Annotated in this window: 23 protein-coding genes; 14 read left to right on the plus strand and 9 right to left on the minus strand. The window is 75.0% G+C overall.

All coding sequences use genetic code 11. The features are described from left to right. Positions 1-49: 49 nt before the first annotated feature. The gene (locus ACIQUR_RS22310; RefSeq protein ID WP_403666821.1) at positions 50-1,345 is read right to left on the minus strand and encodes a GAF domain-containing protein; all 1,296 of its coding nucleotides are present in this window, start codon (positions 1,343-1,345) and stop codon (positions 50-52) included. 247 nt (positions 1,346-1,592) lie between these two features. Between ACIQUR_RS22310 and ACIQUR_RS22315 the strand changes: the two genes are divergently transcribed. Both ACIQUR_RS22315 and ACIQUR_RS22320 read left to right on the plus strand, forming a co-directional pair. Further along, complete coding sequence (locus tag ACIQUR_RS22315; RefSeq protein WP_403666823.1) at positions 1,593-2,129, plus strand: MarR family winged helix-turn-helix transcriptional regulator; 537 nt, start codon at positions 1,593-1,595, stop codon at positions 2,127-2,129. Between the two features lie 102 nt (positions 2,130-2,231). After that, positions 2,232-2,930, plus strand: a complete 699-nt coding sequence (locus ACIQUR_RS22320; RefSeq protein WP_403666826.1) for an alpha/beta fold hydrolase — start codon at positions 2,232-2,234, stop codon at positions 2,928-2,930. Between the two features lie 118 nt (positions 2,931-3,048). On the opposite strand, the gene ACIQUR_RS22325 is transcribed toward ACIQUR_RS22320, so the two are convergent. Beyond that, entirely contained in the window at positions 3,049-4,485 is a 1,437-nt protein-coding gene (locus tag ACIQUR_RS22325; protein ID WP_403666829.1) for an SWF or SNF family helicase, read from the minus strand. Continuing rightward, positions 4,482-7,472, minus strand: coding sequence for a DEAD/DEAH box helicase (locus ACIQUR_RS22330; protein ID WP_403666832.1), 2,991 nt, complete (start codon positions 7,470-7,472; stop codon positions 4,482-4,484). The genes ACIQUR_RS22325 and ACIQUR_RS22330 overlap by 4 nt, the downstream gene beginning before the upstream one ends. A 164-nt stretch (positions 7,473-7,636) precedes the next feature. On the opposite strand from ACIQUR_RS22330, the gene ACIQUR_RS22335 reads away from it, so the two are divergent. Continuing rightward, positions 7,637-7,819: a hypothetical protein gene (locus ACIQUR_RS22335; protein ID WP_403666833.1), complete on the plus strand. Its 183-nt coding sequence runs from the start codon at positions 7,637-7,639 to the stop codon at positions 7,817-7,819. A 39-nt stretch (positions 7,820-7,858) separates the two neighbouring features. Continuing rightward, positions 7,859-8,401: an MOSC domain-containing protein gene (locus ACIQUR_RS22340; RefSeq protein WP_403666834.1), complete on the plus strand. Its 543-nt coding sequence runs from the start codon at positions 7,859-7,861 to the stop codon at positions 8,399-8,401. A gap of 47 nt (positions 8,402-8,448) precedes the next feature. On the opposite strand, the gene ACIQUR_RS22345 is transcribed toward ACIQUR_RS22340, so the two are convergent. Then, positions 8,449-8,937, minus strand: a complete 489-nt coding sequence (locus ACIQUR_RS22345; RefSeq protein WP_403666837.1) for an SAM-dependent methyltransferase — start codon at positions 8,935-8,937, stop codon at positions 8,449-8,451. Between the two features lie 71 nt (positions 8,938-9,008). Then, on the minus strand, positions 9,009-9,920 hold the full coding sequence (locus ACIQUR_RS22350; protein ID WP_403666839.1) for a hypothetical protein: 912 nt from the start codon (positions 9,918-9,920) through the stop codon (positions 9,009-9,011). A gap of 304 nt (positions 9,921-10,224) precedes the next feature. Here ACIQUR_RS22350 and ACIQUR_RS22355 point away from each other — a divergent pair, with 304 nt between their 5' ends. Then, positions 10,225-11,142 (plus strand): oxygenase MpaB family protein, encoded by a 918-nt coding sequence (locus ACIQUR_RS22355; RefSeq protein ID WP_403666842.1) that lies wholly within the window; start codon positions 10,225-10,227, stop codon positions 11,140-11,142. Here the strand turns inward: ACIQUR_RS22355 and ACIQUR_RS22360 are convergent. Then, positions 11,133-11,732, minus strand: a complete 600-nt coding sequence (locus tag ACIQUR_RS22360) for a class I SAM-dependent methyltransferase (protein WP_403666845.1) — start codon at positions 11,730-11,732, stop codon at positions 11,133-11,135. The two genes, ACIQUR_RS22355 and ACIQUR_RS22360, sit on opposite strands and share 10 nt — an antisense overlap. 159 nt (positions 11,733-11,891) lie before the next feature. Here ACIQUR_RS22360 and ACIQUR_RS22365 point away from each other — a divergent pair, with 159 nt between their 5' ends. From ACIQUR_RS22365 to ACIQUR_RS22395, 7 genes are all read left to right on the plus strand, one after another. Then, positions 11,892-12,668: an MHYT domain-containing protein gene (locus ACIQUR_RS22365; RefSeq protein WP_403666849.1), complete on the plus strand. Its 777-nt coding sequence runs from the start codon at positions 11,892-11,894 to the stop codon at positions 12,666-12,668. Positions 12,669-12,804: 136 nt separating this feature from the next. Beyond that, complete coding sequence (locus ACIQUR_RS22370; protein ID WP_403666852.1) at positions 12,805-15,396, plus strand: nitrate- and nitrite sensing domain-containing protein; 2,592 nt, start codon at positions 12,805-12,807, stop codon at positions 15,394-15,396. Next, positions 15,393-15,836 (plus strand): roadblock/LC7 domain-containing protein, encoded by a 444-nt coding sequence (locus tag ACIQUR_RS22375; RefSeq protein ID WP_403666855.1) that lies wholly within the window; start codon positions 15,393-15,395, stop codon positions 15,834-15,836. Before ACIQUR_RS22370 ends, ACIQUR_RS22375 begins: the two co-directional genes overlap by 4 nt. Before the next feature lie 17 nt (positions 15,837-15,853). Further along, complete coding sequence (locus ACIQUR_RS22380; RefSeq protein ID WP_403666858.1) at positions 15,854-16,237, plus strand: DUF742 domain-containing protein; 384 nt, start codon at positions 15,854-15,856, stop codon at positions 16,235-16,237. Next, entirely contained in the window at positions 16,237-16,854 is a 618-nt protein-coding gene (locus tag ACIQUR_RS22385) for a GTP-binding protein (RefSeq protein ID WP_403666860.1), read from the plus strand. Before ACIQUR_RS22380 ends, ACIQUR_RS22385 begins: the two co-directional genes overlap by 1 nt. 349 nt (positions 16,855-17,203) lie before the next feature. Further along, entirely contained in the window at positions 17,204-17,599 is a 396-nt protein-coding gene (locus ACIQUR_RS22390; protein WP_399948087.1) for a roadblock/LC7 domain-containing protein, read from the plus strand. A gap of 85 nt (positions 17,600-17,684) precedes the next feature. Beyond that, entirely contained in the window at positions 17,685-18,623 is a 939-nt protein-coding gene (locus ACIQUR_RS22395) for a DUF6397 family protein (RefSeq protein WP_403666863.1), read from the plus strand. On the opposite strand, the gene ACIQUR_RS22400 is transcribed toward ACIQUR_RS22395, so the two are convergent. The 3 genes from ACIQUR_RS22400 to ACIQUR_RS22410 form a co-directional block, all read right to left on the minus strand. Continuing rightward, positions 18,540-18,947, minus strand: coding sequence for a YchJ family protein (locus tag ACIQUR_RS22400; RefSeq protein ID WP_403666866.1), 408 nt, complete (start codon positions 18,945-18,947; stop codon positions 18,540-18,542). The two genes, ACIQUR_RS22395 and ACIQUR_RS22400, sit on opposite strands and share 84 nt — an antisense overlap. Positions 18,948-18,952: 5 nt before the next feature. Further along, positions 18,953-19,831, minus strand: coding sequence for an acyl-CoA thioesterase (locus tag ACIQUR_RS22405; RefSeq protein WP_399948093.1), 879 nt, complete (start codon positions 19,829-19,831; stop codon positions 18,953-18,955). 81 nt (positions 19,832-19,912) lie between these two features. Continuing rightward, positions 19,913-22,426, minus strand: a complete 2,514-nt coding sequence (locus ACIQUR_RS22410) for a DEAD/DEAH box helicase (protein ID WP_403666868.1) — start codon at positions 22,424-22,426, stop codon at positions 19,913-19,915. 145 nt (positions 22,427-22,571) lie between these two features. Between ACIQUR_RS22410 and ACIQUR_RS22415 the strand changes: the two genes are divergently transcribed. Continuing rightward, positions 22,572-23,363, plus strand: a complete 792-nt coding sequence (locus ACIQUR_RS22415) for a metal-dependent hydrolase (protein ID WP_403666871.1) — start codon at positions 22,572-22,574, stop codon at positions 23,361-23,363. 134 nt (positions 23,364-23,497) lie between these two features. Continuing rightward, positions 23,498-24,721: a hypothetical protein gene (locus ACIQUR_RS22420; RefSeq protein ID WP_403666874.1), complete on the plus strand. Its 1,224-nt coding sequence runs from the start codon at positions 23,498-23,500 to the stop codon at positions 24,719-24,721. The last annotated feature ends 17 nt before the right edge of the window (positions 24,722-24,738 follow it).

The following is a 24,738-nucleotide window of genomic DNA, read 5'->3' on the forward strand; positions in this document are numbered from 1 at the left end:
CTCCTCCCGAAGAGGCGCCCGTCCGCGGTGACGGGCGCTCGCCGCGAGGCTAGGAGCCGGTACGTTGCGCGGACGTTGCCCGGGAGACGGCGCACAGGCCCAGTTCGGCGTCCAGCGCCCGCGCCCGGGCCAGGGCCGGGCCCCGGCGGTCGGCCGGCAGGGCGTGCGCGAGGGCCCGCCAGATCTCCGGGTCCCCCTCGCCCCACGGGCTGTACGCCCAGTCGCCGAGCAGCCCCGCGTCGCCCCGCGCGATCAGCGCCGCCCGCAGCCGGTCCGCGAGCCGGCGCCGCAGCCGGACGACCTCCGGAGCCGTCGAGGACGGCAGCAGGGGACCGGCGTACGCCGACAGGGCGGCGGACACCGCGCCCAGCGCCAGCTGCTCCGCCACGAACGCGTGGTCCGTCGTCACCGGGGACGCCAGCCGGTAGGGCCGGGACAGCAGGACGCCCGGCCCCAGCAGAGCCCGCAGCCGCGACATTTCAACGCGCAATGTCACAGGTGACACCGTTTCATCCTCGTACAGTCCCACCAGCAGCTCGTCCCCCGTCACCCCCTCCGGACGGCAGGCCAGCAACAGCAGGATCTCGCTGTGCCGCCGCCCCAGCCGCACCCGCCGCCCGTCCCGCGCGAACACCGCCTCGTCCCGCCCCAGGACCCGCAGCCCGTCCGCCGCCGCCGCGGGCTCCGGCGCCAGCAGCGCCAGCTGCGACTCCGCCGCCCGCGCCACCGCCTGCACGAACGCCAGCGAATGCGGATGCGCCAGCCCGTCCCCGCCCGTGATGTCCACCGCCCCCAGCAGCCGCCCGCTCCGCGGATCGTGCAACGGCGCCGCCGCACACGTCCACGGATGCACCCGCCTGCTGAAGTGCTCCGCACCGAACACCTGCACCGGACGGTCCAGCGCCATCGCCGTCCCCGGCGCGTTCGTCCCCATCGCCGACTCCGCCCATCGCGCCCCCGGCACGAACCCCAGCCCGTCCGCCCGCCGCCGCGTCGCCGCGTGCCCCTCCACCCACATCAGCCGCCCGCCCGCGTCGCACACCGCGAGGAGGTGCTCCCCGTCCGACGCGAACGCCCCCACCAACTCCCGCACCACCGGCATCACCCGCGCCAGCAAATGCTGCTCCCGGTACGCCGCCAGCTCCGCGTCCGGCAGCTCCACCCGCGCCGCGCACTCCGGGCTCACCCGGGCCCGCGCGCACCGCCGCCACGATTCGGCCACCACCGTCCGCACCGGCGGCCCCAACCGCCCCTCCGTGGTGAACACGGCGTGCGCCCGCCGCAGTTCACGCGACCGCCGCGCCGGATCGGCACCGGCCGGCAACGCCACCCACGGATCACTCAACACGCCTCCCGCCCTCGGGTGCCCCGCCCGCGCCGCCGCGAGCCCTCCGGCGCCCCCCATCGTCGTACCGGCCCCCGGCCCCGGCAAGGAGCGCGTCGGCCACCGACTCCCGGTCCCGCCGCGCCGATACGGCCGATTGGCACCGCACGCCGGACGGGCGCCCCACCGCGGCCTTGGCTAGGGTTGCCGACGGGCCGCGCCACCACGACGCCACCCCGCAGACACCGCGAGGCACCCAGGGGGAACCATGCCCGGCACCGCGCCAGACGACGGGCGCCCGGACGACCGGGGCGCGGAAGACCGGCGCCCGGAGGACCGGCGCGCCGTCTTCCGCCAGTACGTCGACGCCGTCGGCCTGCACGGAATGGCCGGCGCCGAAGCCGCCGGACTCCAGCCCTCCGAATGGTTCGCCCTCAGCCACCTCACCCGCGAGGGACCGCTCACCTCCGGCGAACTCTCCGCCCGGACCGGGCTCACCACCGGCGCCACCACCCGCCTCATCGACCGCCTCCAGCGGGCCGGCTACGTACGCCGCACCACCGATCCCGGGGACCGCCGCAAGGTGCTCGTCGAACCCGTGCCGTACGCGCTCACCGGCGTGGACGACGTCGTCTCCCCGGCCAGGCGCCGCATCGCCGAACTCCTCGACACCTACTCCGCCGACGAACTCGACCTGCTCTTCGACTACTTCAGCCGCGCCGCCCCCGCCTTCCACGCGGCCACCGAGGAGATCCGCGAGGCGGCCGGCCCGCGTCGCCGGACCACCGCCGCCGACCGGCTGTGACCCGGCGCGCGGCGCAGCCGCGGCCGCGTGCCGTCAGCGGCTCCGGCGCGGCCGCCCGCAGCGGACGGCCCGTTGTCAGTGCCCGCGGCTAGCGTGGCGGCCATGAGCGAATTCGTACTCGTGCCGGGCGCCTGGCTCGGGGCCTGGGCCTGGGACGCCGTCGTACGCGACCTCCGCGCGGCCGGCCACGGCGCACACCCGCTGACCCTGACCGGGCTGGCCGAGCGCCGCGGCACCCCCGCCGGACAGGCCACCCACGTCCAGGACGTCGTCGACGCCGTCGTCGGCGCGGACCTGCGCGACGTGGTGCTGGTGGGGCACAGCTACTCGGGCATCCCCGTCGGCCAGGCCGCCGAGCGCATCGGCGACCGCCTCACCCGGGTCGTCTTCGTCGACTCCAACGTCCCCGTCCACGGCGAGTCGTTCCTCTCCGCCTGGCCCGACGGCCGCGCCGCGGTGGAGGCCGCCCTCGCGGCCCACGACGGCTTCTGGCCGCCACCGTCCGCGGCCGAGTACGCCGGCCAGGGCCTCACCGACGCGCAGGTCGAGCGCATCGTCGCCGGTGCCACCCCGCACCCCGGCGCGACCCTCACCGAACCGGCCGTACTCGACCACCCGCTCGGCGAACTGCCCGCCCTGTACGTGAAATGCCTGCTGGACGGCGCCGAACCGGGCCCCGACGTGACCGCGCTCCTCCAGCACGACACCTGGCGCCTGGCCGAACTCGACACCGGCCACTGGCCGATGCTCTCCCAGCCGCACGAACTGTCCCGCCTCCTCCTGGAGGCCGCGACGCGCTGACCCCGCCGGCGCGCGGCCGCCGCGTCGGGTGACGACGCCGCGGCACCACGGATCCCCGGGCCGCCCCGCCGCTGCACGGGGCCGTCGGCAAGGCGCTGCCCCGTACCGGTCCGGCCGGCTACGAGTCGCCCGGGTCCGGATCACCCGGCTCCAGTACCGACAGGGCCGCGGCCGGGTCCGGCTCGCCCGCACCCGCGGGCACCCACCGGCCGGCCTCCTCGCGGAAGGGCCACCAGCGCCCGTCGCGCCCGTAACGCAGCTGCGCACCGGAATCCCGTACGGTCCACCGGTTCCGCACCCCGCGCAGCACCGGGCCCTCGCCCTCCTCCCAGGCCGCCGCCAGCGCCGCCCGCATCCGCGCCCGGTCCTCCCGCCCCGGATCCCACTCCTCCTCCAGCACCTCCAGCGCCGCGGCACCCCCGTACCGCCAGGCCCGCACCGCCAGCGCCAGCCCACGCCGGTCGCGCCCCGTACCGGCCGCCAGCCGTCCCAGCACCCGCAGGTCGGCGGCGTCGGCGGCAAGCCGCACCGCATCCTGATCCGGCGTCAGCGAAGCCTCGTACCCACGGACTTCATGGCCCGGCGCCACCGCCTCGGCCAGCATCCGGTGGGCCACCCGGGCCGCGGACTCGGCCAGGAACTCCAGCGCGTCCACGTCCACCCCGCCCCCCGGCTCCCGCTCCGTGTCCAGTGACGGCGGCACCCCCGGCACCCCCGGCACGTCCGGCAGCTCCGGCAACGGCGCCAACAGGATCGCGGCGGTGGCGAACGCCTCGGCCGCGTCCACCCCCTCTTCCCCCTCCACCCCGTCCCCGCCTCCCGCGGCGCCCGCCCCGTCCGCACCACCGCCGACGCCGCCCAGCGCACCGGCCCCGGAGCCGGCACCGGCCCCGGCCCCGACACCGGCCCCCGCGCCCGCCCCGGCCACCCCTGCCGCCCGCACCTGCAACCCGTCCAGCACCTCGCCCTCCCCGCGCCCCCGCAACAGCAGCAGCACGAACGGATCATGGTCCAGCAGCCGCGCCACCTCGTGGCACAGGGCCACGCTGTGCGCACAGTGGTCCCACTCCCCGCACTCACACGCGGGCTCCAAGTCACCGATGCCCGGCAGGAGTTCCACCCCGGCGGCATCCGCGTCCTGCACCAGCTCCGGCGGCACCACCCGGTCCAGCAGCGCCGCGATGTGCCCCGACTCGGCGGCCGCGACCGCCAGCAGCCGGTCCCAGTCACCCGCGTCGAAACACCGCACCAGCACATCGGTGCGGTACGCCTCCCCGTCCCCGTCCGTGACCACGGCCGTCAGCCTCCCGGGACGCACCGAGACCGCCCCCACCCCGCCGGCCCGCGCCACCCGCCGCCCGAGCTTGACCTGCGCGCCGTCGAGCGCGCTGTGCTCCAGCGCCCGCAGCCAGGCCCGGCCCCACCACGTGTCCGCGAACCCCCGCCCGTGAGCGGCCGGCGGCAGCGCCGGGAACGTCAGCTCCCGCCCGTCCCCGCCCGCAGCCCCGTACCCCGAAACCGAACCCGCACCCGCACCCGTACCGGTCCCCGTCACCGCATGCCTCCCCGCAGCTCCACCAGCTCCGCCAGTTCCGCGTCGGTCAGTTCGGTCAGCGCGGTCTCGCCGCCCGCCAGCACCGCGTCGGCCAGCGCCTTCTTCCGCTCCAGCAGCGCGGCGATCCGGTCCTCGACCGTGCCCTCCGCCACCAGCCGGTGCACCTGGACCGGCTGCGTCTGCCCGATGCGGTACGCGCGGTCCGTCGCCTGCGCCTCCACCGCCGGGTTCCACCAGCGGTCGTAGTGCACCACATGGCCGGCCCGCGTGAGGTTCAGCCCCGTGCCCGCGGCCCGCAACGACAGCAGGAACACCGGCACCCCACCCGACTGGAACCGGTCCACCAGCTCCTCCCGCCGCCGCACCGGCGTACCCCCGTGCAGCAGCTGCGCCGCCACGCCGCGCGCCGCCAGGTGCCGCTCGATGATCCGGGCCATCGCCACGTACTGCGTGAACACCAGCACCGAACCGCCCTCCGCGAGGACCGTGTCCAGCAGTTCGTCCAGCAGCTCCAGCTTCCCCGAGCGGCCCGGCACCCGGGGCCGCTCCTCCTTCAGGTACTGCGCCGGGTGATTGCAGATCTGCTTCAGCGAGGTCAGCAGCTTCACCACCAGACCGCGCCGCGCCAGCCCGTCCGCGGCCGCGATCTCCGCGAGCGTCTCCCGCACCACCGCCTCGTACAGGCCCGCCTGTTCGGCCGTCAGGGACACCGCGTGGTCGGTCTCCGTCTTCGGCGGCAGCTCGGGCGCGATGCCCGGATCGGACTTCCGGCGCCGCAGCAGGAACGGCCGCACCAGCGCGGCCAGCCGCTGCGCCGCGAGGGGATCGGCCCCGCCCTCGACCGCCGCCGCGTACCGCGAACGGAACGTGCCCAGCCGCCCCAGCAGCCCGGGCGTCGTCCAGTCCAGTACGGCCCACAGCTCCGACAGGTTGTTCTCGACCGGGGTGCCGGTCAGCGCCACCCGCGCCTTCCCGCCGATCGTCCGCAGGGCCCGCGCCGTGCCCGAGGCCGGGTTCTTCACGTGCTGCGCCTCGTCCGCGACGACCAGGCCCCAGGGGACGGCGGCGAGCGCGGGCGCGTCGAGGCGCATCGTCCCGTACGTGGTCAGCACGATCTCGCCGTCGGCCGGGCCGGCCAGACTCCGGGCACCGCCGTGGAAGCGCCGCACCGGGGTGCCGGGAGCGAACTTCCGGACCTCCCGCTCCCAGTTGCCCAGCAGCGAGGCCGGGCAGACGACCAGGGTGGGGCCCGCGGTCGCGGGATCACCCTGGCGGTGCAGGTGCAGCGCGATCAGGGTCACGGTCTTGCCCAGACCCATGTCGTCCGCCAGGCAGCCGCCGAGGCCGAGCGCCGTCATCCGGGCCAGCCAGTCCAGCCCGCGGAGCTGGTAGTCGCGCAACACGGCGTTCAGCCCCGGCGGTTGGGGCACGGGCGGGACGGGATCGCCCGCGCCGTGCGGCTCGTCGCGGCGCTCGGGGTCGGCCAGCCGCTGCCGGAGGCGCTCCAGGGGGCCGGTCGCGGTGACGTCGAACCGCTCGCCGTCCACCTCCGCCGTGCCGGTCAGTACGGCGGCCAGCGCGTCCACCACGGGCAGCTTCCGGTCCTGGCGCCGCCGGGCGCGCCGGGCCTCCTCGGGGTCGACCAGCACCCACCGGTCGCGCAGCCGCACCAGCGGCCGGCCCGCCTCGGCCAGCCGGTCCAGTTCGGCGCGGGACAGCGGCCGGTCGCCCAGCGCGAACGACCAGTCGAAGGCGAGCAGCGCGTCCGGCGAGAGCAGGGAGGCGTCGCCCGACACGTGCGCCGGTCCGTACGGTCCGGTCCCGCCGGACGGCCCGTGCGCGCCGGGCTCGTCCGGCGGGCCGACCACCGCCCGCGCGGTCAGCCGGCGCGCCAGCTGCCGGGGCCAGTGCACGTCCACGCCGTCGGTGGCCAGCGCACGGGACGCCTCGCCCAGCAGCTCCGCGACCTCCTCGTCGGCCAGTTCGACCGCGTCCGGCACGGCGGCGGACAGCATCGGGGTCAGCGGCGACCAGAGCAGCGCGGCCCGGCGCAGCGCGAGCAGCGCGTCCAGCCGGGCCCGCGGCGAGAAGGACCGGGCGGCGGCGCCGGTGCCGCGCCACACGTCGGCGGCGTCGGCCACCACGGAGGCGTCGCCGAGGCTGTGCAATTGCAGTACGACACGGAACACGGCACCCGACAGGTCCGGCCCGCCCGGCTCCCCGGCCCCGGCGGGGTCCGGCAGCCCGGTCAGCTCCACGCGCAGCGAGATCCGCACCCCCGCGTCGTGACCGGCGGCCACATCGGCGGCCCAGGCTCGGAGTTCCGGCCCGCCCGGCCGGAGCGGCGGGAGGGCGGCGAAGGCCGGCCCGCCCGCGGCGGTCCCGGCGGCGGGGGAGCGCGGCAGCGTGTCGGCCACCGCGTCGAGGAAGGCCCGTACCAGCGCCTCGGGATCGGGCAGCCGCAGCGGGCCCGGTCCCGGCAGCGCGACGCAGTGGGCGGAGGGCGGCATGGCGGCCGCCAGTTCACGGACCCTCCGGTGGTCCTCGGTGCCGAGCGGCCCCGCCCGCCACGCGTCGTGGCCGTCCTCGGTCAGACCGGGCAGCAGCAGTCCTCGCGCGGTGAGGTGGAGGGCCTGGAGTACCGCCGCGCCCCAGAACGCGGCGGCCGTCCCGGCCAGGGCGGGCTCGTCGCGCGCGGCGGCGCGCGCCCGGGTCAGCAGGGGCAGGGCGTCCCGTACGGAGACCAGGCGCGCGGTCGTCCGGACGAGGCGCGGCGCGGGATCACCGGCCGTACCGGGCGCCACGGTGGCGAGTACCTCGTCGGTGCCGGACGGGAGGGCCGCGGGGAAGGCGTCCTGGGGCGCCGTGCCGGCCGTCGCGTCGGGGTCGGGACCGGGGTGCCAGAAGGCGAACCTGCCGGTGCGGGCGGGCGATCCGGGCAGGAAGACGGCGTGGCAGCGGGCGAGGTCGGAGATCTCTGGGAGCACGCAATCCTCAAATTTGACTACTGGGGGTCGGGGCGGCCGAGGGTACTCCGCCGGACGCCCCGACGGGAGCGGCCGCGCCGTGACCCGGGTCACTTCCGCGTCGTGGGAACGGCGCCGTGGCGCGGAGCGTTGAGAGAGCACGAGGCCGGAAGGAGGCGTTCGGGATGTCGAACCGCGGGAAGGTGGCCGCCGCCGGAGTGGTGGCGGCGATCGTACTGTTCTGGGCCGTCGGTTTCTGGGCGGGCCTGCTCGTCCTGATCGGCGTGCCGGCCGCCGCGTACCTGCTGCTCGACGACGCGCAGCGGCGCCGGGTACGGGGCGTGGGACGCAAGCGGCTCGGACGCTGAGGCCGGGAACCGGCCGGACACGAGGGGGAAGGACTGAGGATGGGCGCAACCATCACGGCGGTCAGCAGGAACGACGTGTACTCGTTCACCAAGCCGAACCGGGACAGCATCACGCTGCTCACCGGACTGGGCGTCGAAGGCGACGTGCACTGCGGGGTGACGGTCAAGCACCGCTCGCGGGTGGCGCAGGACCCCACTCAGCCGAACCTCCGGCAGGTGCACCTGATCCACCGGGAGCTGTTCGAGGAGGTCGCCGGGGCGGGCTTCGAGGTGGCCGCCGGACAGCTCGGCGAGAACGTCACCACCGAGGGCATCGACCTGCTCGGGCTCTCGCGCGGCACGCTGCTGCACCTGGGGGAGGACGCGGTGGTGGAGGTCACCGGCCTGCGGAACCCGTGCCTCCAGATCGACAACTTCCAGGACGGGCTGCTCAAGCAGGTCGTCGGGCGGGACGAGTCGGGGGCTGTCGTGCGCAAGGCGGGCGTGATGGGCGTGGTGCGCCGCGGCGGCGTGGTCCGTCCCGGCGACACCATCACCGTCGAGGCGCCGGAGGGCGAGCACGTCCCGCTGGAACGCGTCTGACGCGGTGCCGGGGCTGCGCACACGGCCCCGGCTGCCCGGCGGCGACCTCAGTAGTAGTCGCGCATCAGCTCGGCGGACCACTCGGCCTGGCGCACCTCGCCGCGCGGGCCGAACTCGCCCATCCAGGGCTTGATGTCCAGGACGGGGGTGCCGTCGACCGCGTCGAGGCCGGCCACGTGCACGTCCAGACCCTCGACCTTCAGGACGCTGCAGCGGGAGACGGCCAGCCGGTTGGGGCGGTTCTTGCCGCGCTGGGCGAAGATGCCGACCAGCGGCCAGTCCCGGTTGCCGCGCGGGTGGCGTGCACCGGTCTCGATCCGGTCCTCGGCGACCCGGTCGAAGTGGTAGACCACCTCGATGTGGGAGAAGTCCGCCAGGCCGAACAGCGCCTCGGGCCCGAACCGGTCCGGGTCCAGGCGGATCACCGCCGTCTCGCGGCCCCAGTCGTCGTCCACGACCTCGGTCCGTCCGCCGGTCACCGTACCGATGGGCTCGCAGTGCACCTGGGTCACGCCCGTACCTCCCGATCGCGCCATGTCACATGTCACGCCGACATGTCACACGTGATCGTAAACGCAGGACAGAACCCCCCAGGGGCCGTGGCCCCTCAGGAAGGCCGGACCGCGATCTCGTCCAACGAGGCCAGCAGCCCGGGGAGTTCGGGCCCGCGCCCGATCGGGATCACACCACCGGGCTCCTCGTCCAGCAGCACGAAGGCGATGTCGTCGGTACGGGCCACCATCGACCAGCCGGGACCGTCCACCCGCAGCATCCGCGCCTCGTCCGACACGAACGACGACCTGATCCGGCCCGGCGGCGGAGGCGCGTCGACGTACGCCCGCGCCTCGTCCAGCACCCGCCGCACCCCCTCGTGCCCGTACCGCCCGCCGGCGGCACCGTCGCGGGCCGCCCCGGCGCTCTCCCCGCCCTCGCCCGCGGCGTCGGCCGTTCCGTCGCCCTCCTCGGGACCGTCGGACTCGTCGTCCCCCGGCACGTCGAACTGCTCGCGCCACTCACCCCACCGGGCCCCGATCTCGTCGGCGCCCATCCGCCGCTGCGCGGGCCCCCACACACCCCCGGCCGGCGGCGCGAGCGGCACCCGCAGGGTCCCGTCGGCACCCTGCTCGGGATCGTGCGGCTCGGGCAGGCCGGGCGCGGCCACGGCGAGGTCGATCGGCCAGCCCCCGAGGGAGGCCACGATGGTCCGCTCGTCGGGCGACAGGTCGTACTCCATGCCGCAGTCCCAGGACGCGATGGCCACCGCCACCAGCGACACGTCGTCGACGATCACGGTCCAGCGGGCGCCCTCCTCGTCCTGGCCGAGCACCATCCCGTACCCCTCCTCGGACGGGGTCAGGCCGAGCAGCGCGCACGCCTCGGGGTAGTCGTCGCCGAGGACGCCGGGGAACCGTGCCGGTGTGAGCAGCACCGCGGACAGCACGAAGAGCGAGCCGCCGGCGTCCTGCCCGGCGGCGTCCCCCGCCGTCACAGCGCCCTCGTCCTCGTCCGTACCGGCCACGTGCCCTCCCCATCGGATGTTCGTCGGCGCACCCTAACCAGTGAGTAACCCACACGTCGAGAGCCCGCCAAAGATCATTTCCGCCGCCCGGTGGCCGTCCCGCGGCGGACCGTCCCGCCCGCCCGGGCCACCCGCCCCGGGGTCGCCCGGCCGCCCCGCGCCGTCCGCCCCGGGCGCCTCGGGCGGCACCCCCGCGCCACCCCGCCCGAGGCCCCCGGCGGCCGCCGCGCACCGGCCGGATATCCGTCTCCCAAAGCACGTTCCCGCACGTAGAGTTGGGGTTCCGCGACTGAAGGGGAACCAGGTGAAGCGTTACGACCGGCTCAAGGAGATCCTCCGGCTCGACCCCGAGAAGGACTTCCTCACGATCTACCGGCTGACCGCCACCTACGAGTTCCCGTGGGACTTCACCCGGGCCCTGGAGCTCGCCCTGTACCGCACGTACGCGGTCCCCGGCATCGGACGGCTGCTCGCCGAGACCGCCGAGTTCACCGGGCGCCCGCAGAAGCGGTACGACGACACCGCGCTGCTCCTCGACGCGGTCGTCGAGCACGGCTTCGACAGCGAGCAGGGCCGCACCGCCATCCGCCGCATCAACCGGATGCACCGCAGCTACGACATCTCCAACGACGACATGCGCTACGTCCTGTGCACCTTCGTCGTGATCCCCAAGCGCTGGCTGGACGTCTACGGCTGGCGCCCCCTGACCGGGCACGAGACGCGCGCCGCGGCGCGGTACTACGCCACACTGGGGCGTCACATGGGCATCCGGGACATCCCCGCCACCTTCGAGGAGTTCGAGGCCGTCCTCGACGCCTACGAGGAGGAGCACTTCGGCTGGGACGAGGGCGGCCGGAAGGTCTCCGACGCCACCCTCGGCCTGATGGCGTCCTGGTACCCGGCCCCGCTCGCGCCCGCGCTGAAGGCGGCCAGCCTCGCCCTGCTCGACGAGCCGCTGCTGGCGGCCTTCCGGTACGAGCCCCCGCGCCCGGCGGTCCGCGCCCTGGTCCGGGGCGCCCTGCGGCTGCGCGGCCGCGCCGTCCGCCTGATGCCGCCGCGCCGGACCCCGCACTACGCCCGCCAGAACCCGGAGATCAAGGGCTACCCGAACGGTTACGAGGTGTCCGCCCTCGGCACCTTCCCGGTGCCCGGCGTCCGCGGCTGTCCCGTGCCGCACGAGCTGCGGGAGGCCATGGCCGAGGACGCCGGCCGTCAGTCCTGACGTACCGCCAGGGCCAGGAAGCGGGCGTCCTCGTCGGCGTACGACACCATCCGCCAGCCCGAACCGGCGAGCAGCGGGCCGAGGTTGGCCTCGGCCCGGAGGTCGTCCGGCGTCAGCTGGCGGCCGTGGCGGGCGGCCAGGGCCGCGCGGCCGATCGGGTGGAACAGCGCCAGCCGGCCGCCGGACCGCACGACGCGGGCCAACTCCCGCAGATTCCGGGCAGGTTCGGGCAGATGGGCGATGAGCCCGGCGGCGAAGACCGCGTCGAGGCAGCCGTCCCGCAGCGGCAGGCGGGCCACGTCCGCGCACAGCAGCGCGCCGGCGCCGTCGCGCCCGGCGGCGACCGCCCGGGCGAGCATCTCGGGCGTGAGGTCGGCGCCGACGACGGTGCCTGACGGGCCCACGGCCCGGCGCAACGGGGTCAGGGCGCGCCCGGTGCCGCAGCCGGCGTCGAGGACGCGGTCGCCCGGCCGCAGGCCGAACTCCGCCACCGCGGCCTCGAAGGCGGGTGCGTCGTCGGGGAACTTGGTGTCCCAGGCGGCCGCCCGGGCGCCGAAGAACTCCTGGACGTGTGTGTGGTCGTCGCTCATGCGCCCATGATCCCCCACGGGAGCGCGGAGTCCGCCATACATTCCGTGTGCACCATGACACCCGGTGTGATCGAACGAGAACGTATCTCTGTCATATTCCAGCAGCTTTCGAAATGCGCCCCTTGTTCGCGCCCTCACCCGGACTAGCGTCCCGGGGCCATGGGACACCTGGACCACGCGGCCTTCGGCTGGCTGACACCCGTGCTGTCATACGTGATGGCCTCCATCGGCGCCGCCCTCGGGCTGCGCTGCACCGTCCGCGCGCTCGGCACGACCGGACGCTCCCGGCGCAACTGGCTCCTCACCGCGGCCTCCGCCATCGGCACCGGCATCTGGACCATGCACTTCGTCGCGATGCTCGGCTTCAGCGTCACCGGCACCGAGATCCACTACAACGTGCCGCTGACCATCCTCAGCCTGCTCGTCGCCATGGCGGTGGTCGGCGCCGGGGTGTTCGCCGTGGGCTACGGCAAGGACCGCGGCCGGGCCCTCGTCCTCGGCGGCCTCACCACCGGCCTCGGCGTCGCGAGCATGCACTACCTCGGCATGGCCGCACTGCGATTGCACGGTGACATTTCATACGACCCCCTCACCGTCGGCATCTCCGTCGCCATCGCCGTCGTCGCCGCGACCGCCGCGCTCTGGGCCGCCCTCAACATCAAGTCACCGGTGGCCGTCGCCGTCGCCTCCCTGGTCATGGGCGCCGCGGTCAGCAGCATGCACTACACGGGGATGACGGCCGTCTCGGTCGCCGTGGCCCCCTCCGACGCGGCGCTCCCCGGCGCCACCGCGATGCAGTTCATCTTCCCCCTCGCCGTCGGCCTCGGCTCGTACCTCTTCCTCACCTCCGCCTTCGTCGCGCTCTCCCCGACCGCCGACGAACGCGCCGCCTCCGCCTCGGCCCAGCGGCTCGGTGCCGGGGCCCCCGCCCACTGACCCCGGACCGCCTCGCGCCCGCACCGCCCGCCCGCCGGGACCGCCCCCCCCGGAATCGCGCCCCCCGCGCCCGAACCACTCATCCACCCGCCCGCCCCCGACCCGCCGCCGCACCGTCATCCGGAACGAGGAGCTCATGCGCACACCCCGCAGGACCCCGGACGCAGCAGCGCCCGCCCTGCCCGCGCCCCCGGCGCGCGGCCGCCGCGCGCACGCGGGCCCCCCGGCCGAGGAACACCCCGCGGACCGCCACCCGCTCCCGGACCCCCACCCCGTCCCGGCCGCCGCCCCCGAGGGCCGACGCCTCGGCCTGCGCCCCCGCACCGTACGAGCCAAGATCGTCTCGCTCCTGATGGTGCCCGTGGTCTCCCTGCTCGCCCTCTGGGCCTTCGCCACCGTCAGCACCGCCCAGGACGTGGCCCGCCTGAGCCGCCTCCAGCGGGTGGACACCCAGATCCGCACCCCCCTGGCGAAGGCCGTCACCGAACTCCAGGCGGAACGTATCGCCGCCGTACGCAACGCCGCCGCGCCCGGCCCGGACCGCGCCGCCGCCCTCGAAACCCAGGGCAGGCGCACCGATGCCGCCCTGGCCGTGCTCCGGCTCGGCGACCGGAACACCGTCGCCGACGCCGGCGACCACCCCCCGCAGGTCGCCGCCCGCCTCCGCGCCTTCGTCCGCGACGCCGGGGCCCTGGCGGCCGCCCGCTCGGACACCGGCGCCCCCAAGGCCACACCGGCCGCGGCCTTCGACACCTACACCCGCGTGATCGACGGCGCCTTCGCCGTCGGCGGCGCGCTCGCCGGCAGCCAGGACGGCGCACGCGGCACCGACGCCCGGGTCCTGCTCGACTTCGCCCGGGCCGCCGAACTGCTCTCCCGCGAGGACGCCCTGCTCGCCCAGCGCGACGCCAAGGGCACGCTCACCCCCGAGACGCTCCGCCGCTTCACCGGCACCGTCGCGAGCCGCCGCACCCTCCTCGCCGCGGTCGCCCCCGACCTGCCCGCGGCCGTCCGCACCGACTGGCGGGCCACCACCAGGTCCGCCGCGTACACCGTCCTGACCCTGGCGGAGAACAAGCTCACCGGCGCCCTCGCCGCCCCCGGCAAGCAGCCCGTCCGCACCGTGCCCGCCGACTGGGAAGCCGGCCACGGCGCCGTGGCCGACGCCATGCGCGAGGCCGAGGCTGCCGGTCACACCGGCACCGCCCACCGGACCGACCCCCTCTACGGCGGACTCGTCAGCGCGGCCGGTGCCGCCGTCCTCTTCGGCCTCGCCGCCGTCGCCGCCTCGCTCGTGATCTCGGTCCGGATCGGCCGCGGCCTGGTCGTGGAGCTGGTCTCCCTGCGCAACGGCGCCCTGGAGATCGCCCACCGCAAGCTCCCCTGGGCCATGGACCGGCTGCGCGCCGGACAGGACATCGACGTCACCGCCGAGGCGCCGCCCGGACACCCGGCCGAGGACGAGATCGCACAGGTCGGCGAGGCGCTCTCCACCGTCCACCGGGCCGCGCTCAGCGCCGCCGTCGAACGCGCCGAGCTGGCCAGCGGTGTCTCCGGGGTCTTCGTCAACCTCGCGCGCCGCAGCCAGGTCCTCGTCCACCGCCAGCTCAGCCTGCTCGACTCCATGGAGCGCCGCGCCGACGACCCCGGCGAACTCGGCGACCTCTTCCGCCTCGACCACCTCACCACGCGCATGCGCCGGCACGCCGAGAGCCTGATCATCCTCTCCGGGGCCGCGCCCGGCCGGGCCTGGCGGATGCCGGTGGCGCTCACCAACGTCGTACGCGCCGCCGTCTCCGAGATCGAGGACTACCCGCGGATCGAGGTCCGGCAGCTCGCGGAGGCCTCCGTCGTCGGCGCGGCCGTCGCCGACCTGACCCACCTGCTGGCCGAACTCATCGAGAACGCCGCCACGTTCTCCCCGCCGCACACCAAGGTCCGGGTGAGCGGGGAGCCCGTCGGCAACGGCTACGTCCTGGAGGTCGAGGACCGCGGCCTGGGCATGGGCCCCGAGACCCTCGCCGACGCCAACCGCCGGATCGAGCAGTCCGAGGCCCTGGACCTCTTCGACAGCGACCGGCTCGGACTCTTCGTGGTGAGCCGGCTGGCCGCCCGGCACCAGGTGAAGGTGCACCTGCGCATGTCACCGTACGGTGGCACCACGGCCGTGGTCCTGCTCCCGACCGCGCTGCTCCAGGGCGCCATGACCATCGGCGAGGACGAGCGCCCCGGCGGCCGGCCCCGCGACGAGGAGCCCGAGCCGCTGATCTCCGTACGCGGCGCCCGCCCGGTCGAGGCCCGCCACGCGCCCGCCGGCCGGCCCGGCTCCGCACCCGTGGAGCGGAGCCACCCCGAGCCCACCGCTCCGGCCGGGGAGGAGCAGCCCCCGGCGCCGGTGGCGGCGCTGCGCCCGCGGGGCGCCACGGGGGCCGGCGTACGCGACTCCGCGCCCGGCACCTCCCCGCAGACCGCGCCCCCGCGGCCGTCCCCGGCCGGTCCCCCTCCGGCCGGGGTCACCGAACTGCCCCGCCGGGTACGCCAGGCCAGCCTCGTCCCGCAGCTGCGCGAGGCCCCGGCACCCGCCCCCGCCGCAGGTTCCCGCGCCCCCGAGGACCCCCCGGGCCGTACGCCCGAGGAGGCCCGTGACCGGATGGCCGCCTACCGCGCCGGCTGGGCCCGGGGCACCGACGACGCCGAGAACGCAGCCACCGAAGGAGACCAGTCGTGATCGAACACCACAGACCCGACAGGGACACGGGCCGCCGGTCCGGCGAACTCGACTGGCTGCTGGACGACATGGTGGCGCGGGTCCGCGAGGTCCGGCACGCCGTGGTGCTGTCCAACGACGGACTGGCCGTGGGCGCCTCCAGCGCGCTCAGCCGCGAGGACGCCGAGCACCTGGCCGCCGTGGCCTCCGGGTTCCACAGCCTCGCCAAGGGCGCGGGCCGCCACTTCCGCACCGGCGGAGTGCGCCAGACCATGGTCGAGATGGACGACGGCTTCCTCTTCGTCGCCGCGGCGGGCGACGGCTCGTGCCTCGCCGTGCTGAGCGCCGCGTCCGCCGACATCGGGCTCATCGCCTACGAGATGGCCCGGCTGGTCAAGCGGGTCGGCGAGCACCTCTACACACCCCCGCGGTCCGCGGCGCGGCCGCCGGCCGCGGGCTGACGGGACGGGCCGGGCAGATGACGGGTGGACGCTGGTACGACGCCGACGCGGGTCCGCTCGTACGTCCGTACGCGATGACCGGCGGGCGCACGAAGCCGGGGCCCAGCGGGGTGCGCTTCGACCTGATCGCACTGGTCGTCGTCGACCCCGAAGGGCTGGACGCGGTGGCCGAGTCGCTCCTCGGCCCCGAACACCGGGCCCTGCTGGGCCTCTGCCGCGACGAGACCCAGTCCGTCGCGGAACTCGCGGCGGAGGCGGACCTGCCGGTCGGCGTGGTGCGCGTACTGCTCGGGGACCTCCTGGAGGCGGGCCACGTCCGCGTGAGCCGCCCCGTACCCCCGGCACAGCTGCCGGACGAGCGGATTCTGCGTGAAGTCATCGAGGGATTGCGAGCGCTGTGATGGGACATGCCGACGGCTCGGCCGGGGATCCGACCGCCCTCGCGCTGAAGATACTGGTGGCGGGGGGCTTCGGGGTGGGCAAGACCACCCTGGTCGGCGCGGTGAGCGAGATACGCCCGCTGCGCACCGAGGAGCTCCTCAGCGAGGCCGGCGAGCTGGTCGACGACACCGGGGGCGTCGACCAGAAGCGGACCACGACCGTGGCCATGGACTTCGGCCGGATCACCATCCGGTCCGGGCTGTCGCTGTACCTGTTCGGGACGCCGGGGCAGGACCGCTTCTGGTTCCTGTGGGACGAGCTGTCGCAGGGGGCGCTGGGCGCGGTGGTGCTGGCGGACACGCGGCGGCTGGAGGACTGCTTCCCGGCCGTGGACTACTTCGAGCACCGGCACATCCCCTTCGTGGTGGCGGTCAACTGCTTCGTGGGGGCGCGGCGTTACGGGACGCACGACGTGGCCCGCGCGCTGGACCTGGACCAGGGGACGCCGGTGGTGCTGTGCGACGCGCGGGACAAGGACTCGGGGAAGGAAGTGCTGATCAGGCTGGTCGAGTACGCGGGGCGGGTGCACACGGCGCGGCTGCTGGAGTCGGTCGGTACGCCGCCGGGGCAGGGCTGAGGGGCGCTCGACCGGGCCCGAGGGGTGCGTCCTGCCGGGCCGGTACGGCGTGCGCGGGCGCGTCCGCGGGCCTGAACGGCGCTCTTGACAGCGCCGGCGGGACGGCCGGAGCCGGGTCCCGGGGCGCCGTCGGGGCGCCGGATCGGGGCGGTGCGAGCGCCTCCCGTCTGCGGGAACGCCCGGCGGGCCGGATCCGGCCCGCGCCCGGGACCCGACCGCCCGCCATTCCTCTTTGGTCATTCTCACCGCCGACCGGGCCTGCGCCTTGCCCGAAAGCCGCTGGTGGGGTTGGCTGGCGGGACAGGTACGCGGGGACGGGGGCGACCGCGCGAACGGGGAGGGCGACGACATGGCGCTGGACAGGCAGCTCGACTGGTTGCTTGACGATCTGATGCGCAGGGTGGACCAGGTGCGGCACGCGATCGTGCTGTCCAACGACGGACTGGTCACCGGGGCGAGCAGCGGGCTGGAGCGGGCCGACGCGGAGCACCTGGCCGCGGTGTCGGCCGGCCTCCAGAGCCTGGCCAAGGGGTCCGGGATGCACTTCAGGGCCGGACAGGTGCGGCAGACGATGGTCGAGTACGACGAGGGGACGCTCTTCGTGATGGCCGCGGGGCCGGGCAGCAGCCTGTGCGTGCTGAGCGCGGCGGAGGCCGACATCGGTCAGGTGGCGTACGAGATGACACTGCTGGTCAACCGGGTCGGTGAGCACCTGGGCGTGGAGGAGCGCAGCCGCGTCGACTGAGGTTGTCCACAGGCCCGAGCGGATGTCGTCGCGCTGAGTTACGGTCTTCACACAGAGTGGTCAACGACTCGTGGAGGAGACCGACATGAGCACGATGCAGCATGCCGCCGCGCGGACGGCGGGATCCCGGCCGGACGCGACCGTCCCCGGCCCGCGCCGGGGTACGCGGACGGGTCGGGCCGGAGGTCCGCCGCGGACCGTGGGGTTCGCCAGGGCGGCCGAGGAGCTGGGGCTGCGGCGCGCCGAGTTCGAAACGGCCCGGGAGATGGGGCTGTTACGGCCGGACGCCGGCCCGGAGCGGTTCAGCCGCACCGAGCTCGACCGGATCAGGTGCCGGGAGGGCTTCCCCGAGGCGCTCCGCGAGCGGGTGCGCACCGTGGGCACCGTCTCCGGCGCCGCCCTGCTGGGCACGGGCACGGAGCGGCTGCGCTCCCTCGCCCGCTGCGGTTACGTCACCCCGGCCGGGTACCGCGTGAACCGGTACCGCGCCCTGGTCTGGCTCTACCTCGCCCGGGAGCTGCGGGAGTTCGGGGAGCGGCGGCCGGAGCTGCTGGCCGGCCCGCTGCCGCCGGCGGACCGCGAGCGGCTCGGTGCGGGGGCGGACGTACGGGCCCGCAACTGGCGGGGGCGGTACACCGGGCTCCGGCTGAGACGTACCGCGGATCCCTGGGAGCGGGCCGCCGTCATCGCCTCGGTGCTGGCGGAAGGGGAGCTGGCCGCGGTGGTGCCGGACGCGGGGGAGCGGACCGTGCTGGCCGGCCTCGCACCCCCGCCGCCGTTCGGGCACCCGTACGCGCCGGCGGCCGCCGCGGTGGCGGCCCCGCTGCTGCGGGCGGACCAGCCGGACGAGGTGCTCTGGTACCGGGCCAGTCTGGAACTGGCCCTGGCCGAGGCGAGATCCGGGGCGGGGGCCGGGGCGGGGTGCGGTGCGCCCCCGGGGTCAGTCGAAGACGACGGGGGAGAGCGGCCCCACGTAGACCCAGGCGCCGCGCTCGCGGGCGAAGGAGCTGTTCTCGTGGAGTGAGCCGGTGTGGCCGCCCTCGCGGTAGTGCGCCCGGAACTCGACGGAGCCCTCGGTGTCGAAGAGGGCGCCGCGCTCCGAGCCCAGGATCTCCAGCCGCACCCACTGCTGCTCCGGGTCGAGGTCGAGCCGGGGCGGGCGGGTCGAGGGGTGCCAGGACCGGAGCAGGTACGGCACGTCGCCGACGGCGAAGGCGCTGAAGCGCGAGCGCATCAGCAGCTCGGCGGTGGGCGCCTGCTGGGCACCGGAGTGGTAGCGGCCGCAGCAGTTCGCGTAGTCGGCGGGCAGCCCGCAGGGGCAGGGGGCGGTCGGGGGCGGCGTGGGCACGCGGGTCAGCCCTTCAGGGAGGCGTAGGGACGGAAGAGGCCCTCCTGGACCACGGAGACCAGGAGGCGTCCCTCGACGTCGTAGATCCGGCCGCGGGCCAGACCCCGGCCGCCGTGGGCGATGGGGGACTCCTGGTCGTACAGGAACCACTCGTCGGCCCGGAAGGGACGGTGGAACCACATGGCGTGGTCCAGCGAGGCCATGTCGAAGCCGCGGGGGCCCCAGAGGGGTTCCACGGGGATGCGCACGGCGTCGAGGAGGGTCATGTCGCTGGCGTAGGTCAGCGCGCAGGTGTGCACCAGCGGGTCGTCGCCCAGCGGTCCGACGGCGCGCATCCAGACGGCGCTGCGCGGGTCGGCGTCCTTGACCTCCTCGGAGGTCCAGCGGAGCCGGTCCACGTACCGGATGTCGAAGGGCTGGCGGCGGGCCATCCGTTCCAGCGCCTCGGGCAGCGTGCCGAGGTGCTCGCGGATCTCGTCCGCGAGGTTGGGGAGGGTGTCCGGCGGGACGAGGTGCCGCGGGGGCAGCTGGTGCTCGATGCTGCCCTCCTCCGGCTGGTGGAAGGAGGCGGTGAGGTTGAAGATCGTGCGGCCCTGCTGGACGGCGGTGACCCGCCGGGTCGTGAAGGAGCGGCCGTCGCGCACCCGCTCCACCTGGTACACGATCGGCACGCCCGGGATGCCCGGGCGCAGGAAGTACGCGTGCAGCGAGTGGACCGGGCGGTCCCCCTCGGTGGTGCGGCCGGCCGCCACCAGGGCCTGGCCCGCGACCTGCCCGCCGAAGACCCGCTGGAGGGATTCCTGCGGGCTGCGGCCGCGGAAGATGTTGACCTCGATCTGCTCCAGGTCGAGCAGGTCCACGAGTCTTTCGGCGGGGCTGGTCATCAGGGGGCCTCCACTGCGGTCGGGTTCCGGCGGACGTGCTTTCCCGCGCGCGGGCGGGGCGGGCGGTCGGGGCGCCGTGCGTCAGAGCTGGCCGACGGAGGTGACCCGGAGCACGGCCCGGCCCTCCTCGTCGGAGGCCGCGAGGTCGACCTCGGCGCTGATGCCCCAGTCATGGTCGCCGTTGGGGTCGGCGAAGGTCTGGCGGACGCGCCACAGACCGTGCGCCGGGTCCTCCTCGATCATGAGGAGCTTCGGGCCGCGGGCGTCGGGGCCGGTGCCCAGGTCGTCGTACTCGTCCCAGTACGCGTCCATCGCCTCGCCCCAGGCGTCGGCGTCCCAGCCGGACTCCCCGTCCATCCGGCCCAGCTCGTCGACGTCGTCGAGGGCCGCCAGCTCCACGCGGCGGAACATGGCGTTGCGGACCAGGACCCGGAAGGCGCGGGCGTTGGCGGTGACCGGCTTGACCTGGTCGGCCTTCTCCTGGGCCTCCTCGGCCGTCTCCAGCTCCGGGTTGGCGAGCTGCTCCCACTCGTCGAGCAGGCTGGAGTCGACCTGGCGGACCATCTCGCCCAGCCAGGCGATGAGGTCCTCCAGGTCCTCGGACTTGAGGTCGTCCGGGATGGTGTGGTCCAGCGCCTTGTACGCGCTCGCGAGGTAGCGCAGCACGATGCCCTCGGTGCGGGCCAGTTCGTAGAAGGAGGTGAACTCGGTGAAGGAGAGCGCCCGTTCGTACATGTCGCGGATCACGGACTTGGGCGAGACGGGGTGGTCGCCCACCCACGGGTGGCTCTTGCGGTACACGTCGTAGGCGTGCACGAGGAGCTCTTCGAGGGGCTTGGGGTAGGAGATGTCCTGGAGGCGCTCCATCCGCTCCTCGTACTCGACGCCGTCCGCCTTCATGGCGCCGACGGCCTCGCCCCGGGCCTTGTTCTGCTGGGCGGCGAGGATCTGGCGCGGGTCGTCGAGGGTGGACTCCACCACCGAGACCATGTCCAGGGCGTAGGAGGGCGATTCCGGGTCGAGCAGGTCGAAGGAGGCGAGCGCGAAGGTCGACAGGGGCTGGTTGAGGGCGAAGTCCTGCTGGAGGTCGACCGTCAGACGGATGGTGCGGCCCTCGGCGTCGGGGGTGTCGAGCTGCTCGACGACCCCGCCGTCCAGCAGCGAGCGGTAGATCGCGATGGCGCGGCGGATGTGGCGCAGCTGGTTCTTGCGCGGCTCGTGGTTGTCCTCCAGCAGGCGGCGCATCGCCTCGAAGGCGTTGCCGGGCCGGGCGATCACCGAGAGCAGCATGATGTTGGTGACCTTGAAGCGGGAGGTGAGCGGCTCGGGCTCGGAGGCGATGAGCTTCTCGAAGGTGTTCTCGGTCCAGCCGACGAAGCCCTCGGGGGCCTTCTTGCGGACCACCTTGCGGCGCTTCTTCGGGTCGTCCCCGGCCTTGGCGAGGGCCTTCTCGTTCTCGATCACGTGCTCGGGGGCCTGGGCGACGACGAAGCCCGCGGTGTCGAAGCCGGCCCGGCCGGCGCGGCCCGCGATCTGGTGGAACTCGCGGGCGCGCAGCGTCCGCACCCGGTTGCCGTCGTACTTGGTGAGGGCGGTGAACAGCACGGTCCGGATGGGCACGTTGACGCCCACGCCGAGGGTGTCGGTGCCGCAGATGACCTTCAGCAGGCCGGCCTGGGCGAGCTTCTCCACCAGGCGCCGGTACTTGGGCAGCATGCCAGCGTGGTGGACGCCGATGCCGTGGCGGACGTAGCGGGAGAGGTTCTGGCCGAACTTGGTGGTGAAGCGGAAGCTGCCGATCAGCTCGGCGATCCGGTCCTTCTCCTCGCGGGAGCACATGTTGATGCTCATCAGCGACTGCGCCCGCTCGACCGCCTGGGCCTGGGTGAAGTGGACGATGTAGACCGGCGCCTGCTTGGTCTCCAGCAGCTCGGTCAGGGTGTCTGTGATGGGGGTGGTGACGTACTCGTACGACAGGGGCACGGGCCGGGTCGCGGACCGGACCACGGAGGTGGGCCGCCCGGTGCGCCGGGTCAGGTCCTCCTCGAAGCGGGACACGTCTCCGAGGGTGGCCGACATGAGGATGAACTGCGCCTGGGGGAGTTCCAGGAGCGGGATCTGCCAGGCCCAGCCGCGGTCGGGCTCCGCGTAGAAGTGGAACTCGTCCATCACGACCTGGCCGATGTCGGCGTCCTTGCCGTCGCGCAGGGCGATGGAGGCCAGCACCTCGGCGGTACAGCAGATGACGGGCGCGTCCGCGTTCACGGAGGCGTCGCCGGTCAGCATGCCGACGTTCTCGGTGCCGAACAGCTTGCACAGGTCGAAGAACTTCTCCGACACCAGGGCCTTGATCGGCGCTGTGTAGAAGGTGACCTTGTCCTGGGCCAGGGCGGTGAAGTGCGCGCCGGCCGCGACCAGGCTCTTACCGGAGCCGGTGGGGGTGGAGAGGATGACGTTCGCGCCCGAGACGACCTCGATCAGCGCTTCTTCCTGAGCCGGGTACAGGGAGATGCCCTGGTCCTCGGCCCACGTGGAGAAGGCCTCGAAGAGGGCATCGGGGTCGGCGGTGGGCGGCAGCTGATCAATGAGGGTCACGCCCCCATCTTGCCTGGCTTCTCCCCCGAAGAGGGAACCGGAGGGCCCAACGAAGATCGTCAACGCTACGCTGTGCCGTCGACCGGGCCCGCGCGACGCCGTCAACGGGGCCAGAACACACCACACCACTGGGGCGGGGACGAGCATGATGGGTCCGGCACACTCACTTTCCGGGGCAGCGGCCTGGCTGGGGGTGGGAGCGGCGGCAGCGGCCGCGGGCCACCCCATGCCGTGGCCGGTGCTGGTCGTCGGGGCGCTGATCTGCGCCGGGGCGGCGCTCGCCCCCGACCTGGACCACAAGTCCGCCACCATCTCGCGCGCGTTCGGCCCGCTCTCCCGGGGCCTGTGCGAGGTGGTCGACAAGATCTCGTACGCCGTCTACAAGGCCACCCGCACGCCGCGCGACCCGCGGCGCTCCGGGGGCCACCGGACGCTGACCCACACGTGGCTGTGGGCGGTGCTGATCGGCGGCGGCGCCTCCGTCGTCGCCGTCACCGGCGACCGCTGGGGCGTCCTCGCGATCCTCTTCGTCCACCTCGTCCTCGCGGTGGAGGGCCTGCTCTGGCGGGCCGCCCGGATGTCCAGCGACGTGCTGGTCTGGCTGCTCGGCGCGACCAGCGCCTGGATCCTCGCCGGCGTGCTGGACCAGCCGGGCAACGGGGCGGACTGGCTGTTCACCGGCCCCGGCCAGGAGTACCTGTGGCTGGGCCTGCCGATCGTGCTGGGCGCCCTGGTCCACGACCTGGGCGACGCGCTGACCGTCTCCGGCTGCCCCGTGCTGTGGCCGATCCCGATCGCCGGCAAGCGCTGGTACCCCGTCGGCCCGCCGAAGGCGATGCGCTTCCGGGCCGGCAGCTGGGTGGAGCTGAAGGTGCTCATGCCGGTGTTCATGCTCCTCGGCGGCGTGGGCGGGGCGGCGGCCCTGAACGTCATCTAGGCGCGTCCGGGCGGCCCGTAACAGCCGTGCCACGGCCGTGCGTGGCGGGGTGGGCATCCGGACGTGAGGCGTACATGATGTCTGCCGACGAGCCGTCAGGTCCGTCGGCTCGCACATGACTGGGGGGACACGGCATGCGCACGGGCAAGGGCACGACCCGGAGAGCGATCGGCGCGGCGGCCGCGGGGACCGTACTCGCCGCACTGGCGCTCGCGGCACCGGCACACGCCGCCGCGGGCCGGACGGCGGAGCACCAGAGCGCGGCGCGGGCCGCCGGCGGTACCGCGGACACGCTCACCGGCACCGGCTGCACCCCGGCGATCCGGGTGCTCGCCTCCCTGCCGGGCCCCGGCGAGGACCCGCGCCCCTGGATGGCCACCACCGAGGTCCGCGGCATCGGCCCGCTCGGCCTCTCCGTGGGCCGCTCGCAGAACCGCCCGGTCTACTGGACGGGCACCGCCGTGCACGCCGTCCCGCTGCCGTCCGGCTACACCACCGGCGTCGTGGAGGCGGTCAACCGCTGGGGCCTGATGGTCGGTTCCGTCGCCGGCCCCGGCCTGGCCCCGCTCGCCTTCCGCTACGTCCCCGGCGCCCCGGCCGTCGGCATCCTGCCCGGCGGCACCCACGCCACCGACGTCAACGACCGGGGCCGGGCGGTCGGCTACCGCCGTACGGCCGGCGGCATGACCGGCCTGGAGTGGTCCGGCGGCAGCCTCCGCCGCGAACTGCCCCTGCCCCCGCACATGACCCGCCTCGAAGGGGTCAGCGGCATCGACAACGCCGGCCGGATCGTCGGCGACGGCTTCGGCCTGGTCGGCGACGAGGGCTACGCCGCCGGCCTGCTCTGGGCCGCCGACCCGGCCACCCCGCCCACCGAGCTCCCGGACGTCCACCCCGGCGACACGTACAGCACGTACGAGCCGCGCGACATCGACGAGTCCGGCCGCATCGCCGGCACCCACGGCTTCACGCACACCCTGCTGACCAACGGCGCCCACTGGCTGCCGCCGTACACGGCCGTCACCCACGCGCCCGGCCTCGGCGACCGCACGCAGAGCACCTTCGAGGACATCAGCCCGACCACGAACGTCAGCGTCGGCACCGCCTCCGACTCCACCATCGTCGGCCCGTGGCCGCCGGAGACCGCCCCGCCGTACCAGGCCACCTACTGGAAGGGCAGCGGCCCGCTCCTCGGCCTGCCCCGGCTGGCCGCCACCCCGACCGCCCACGCCGGCGCCTTCACCGTCACCGACCACGACCAGGTCGGCGGCTTCGCGGTGGACGCCGCCGACGTCATGCACCCGGTCATCTGGACCTGCGCCTCGAAGCAGGCGACCCTGCCGCCCAGCGGCTCGTAGTCACCGCAGGTCCGCAC

Origin of the sequence: Streptomyces sp. NPDC101132, assembly GCF_044759225.1 — a bacterium.
Classification (GTDB): domain Bacteria; phylum Actinomycetota; class Actinomycetes; order Streptomycetales; family Streptomycetaceae; genus Streptomyces.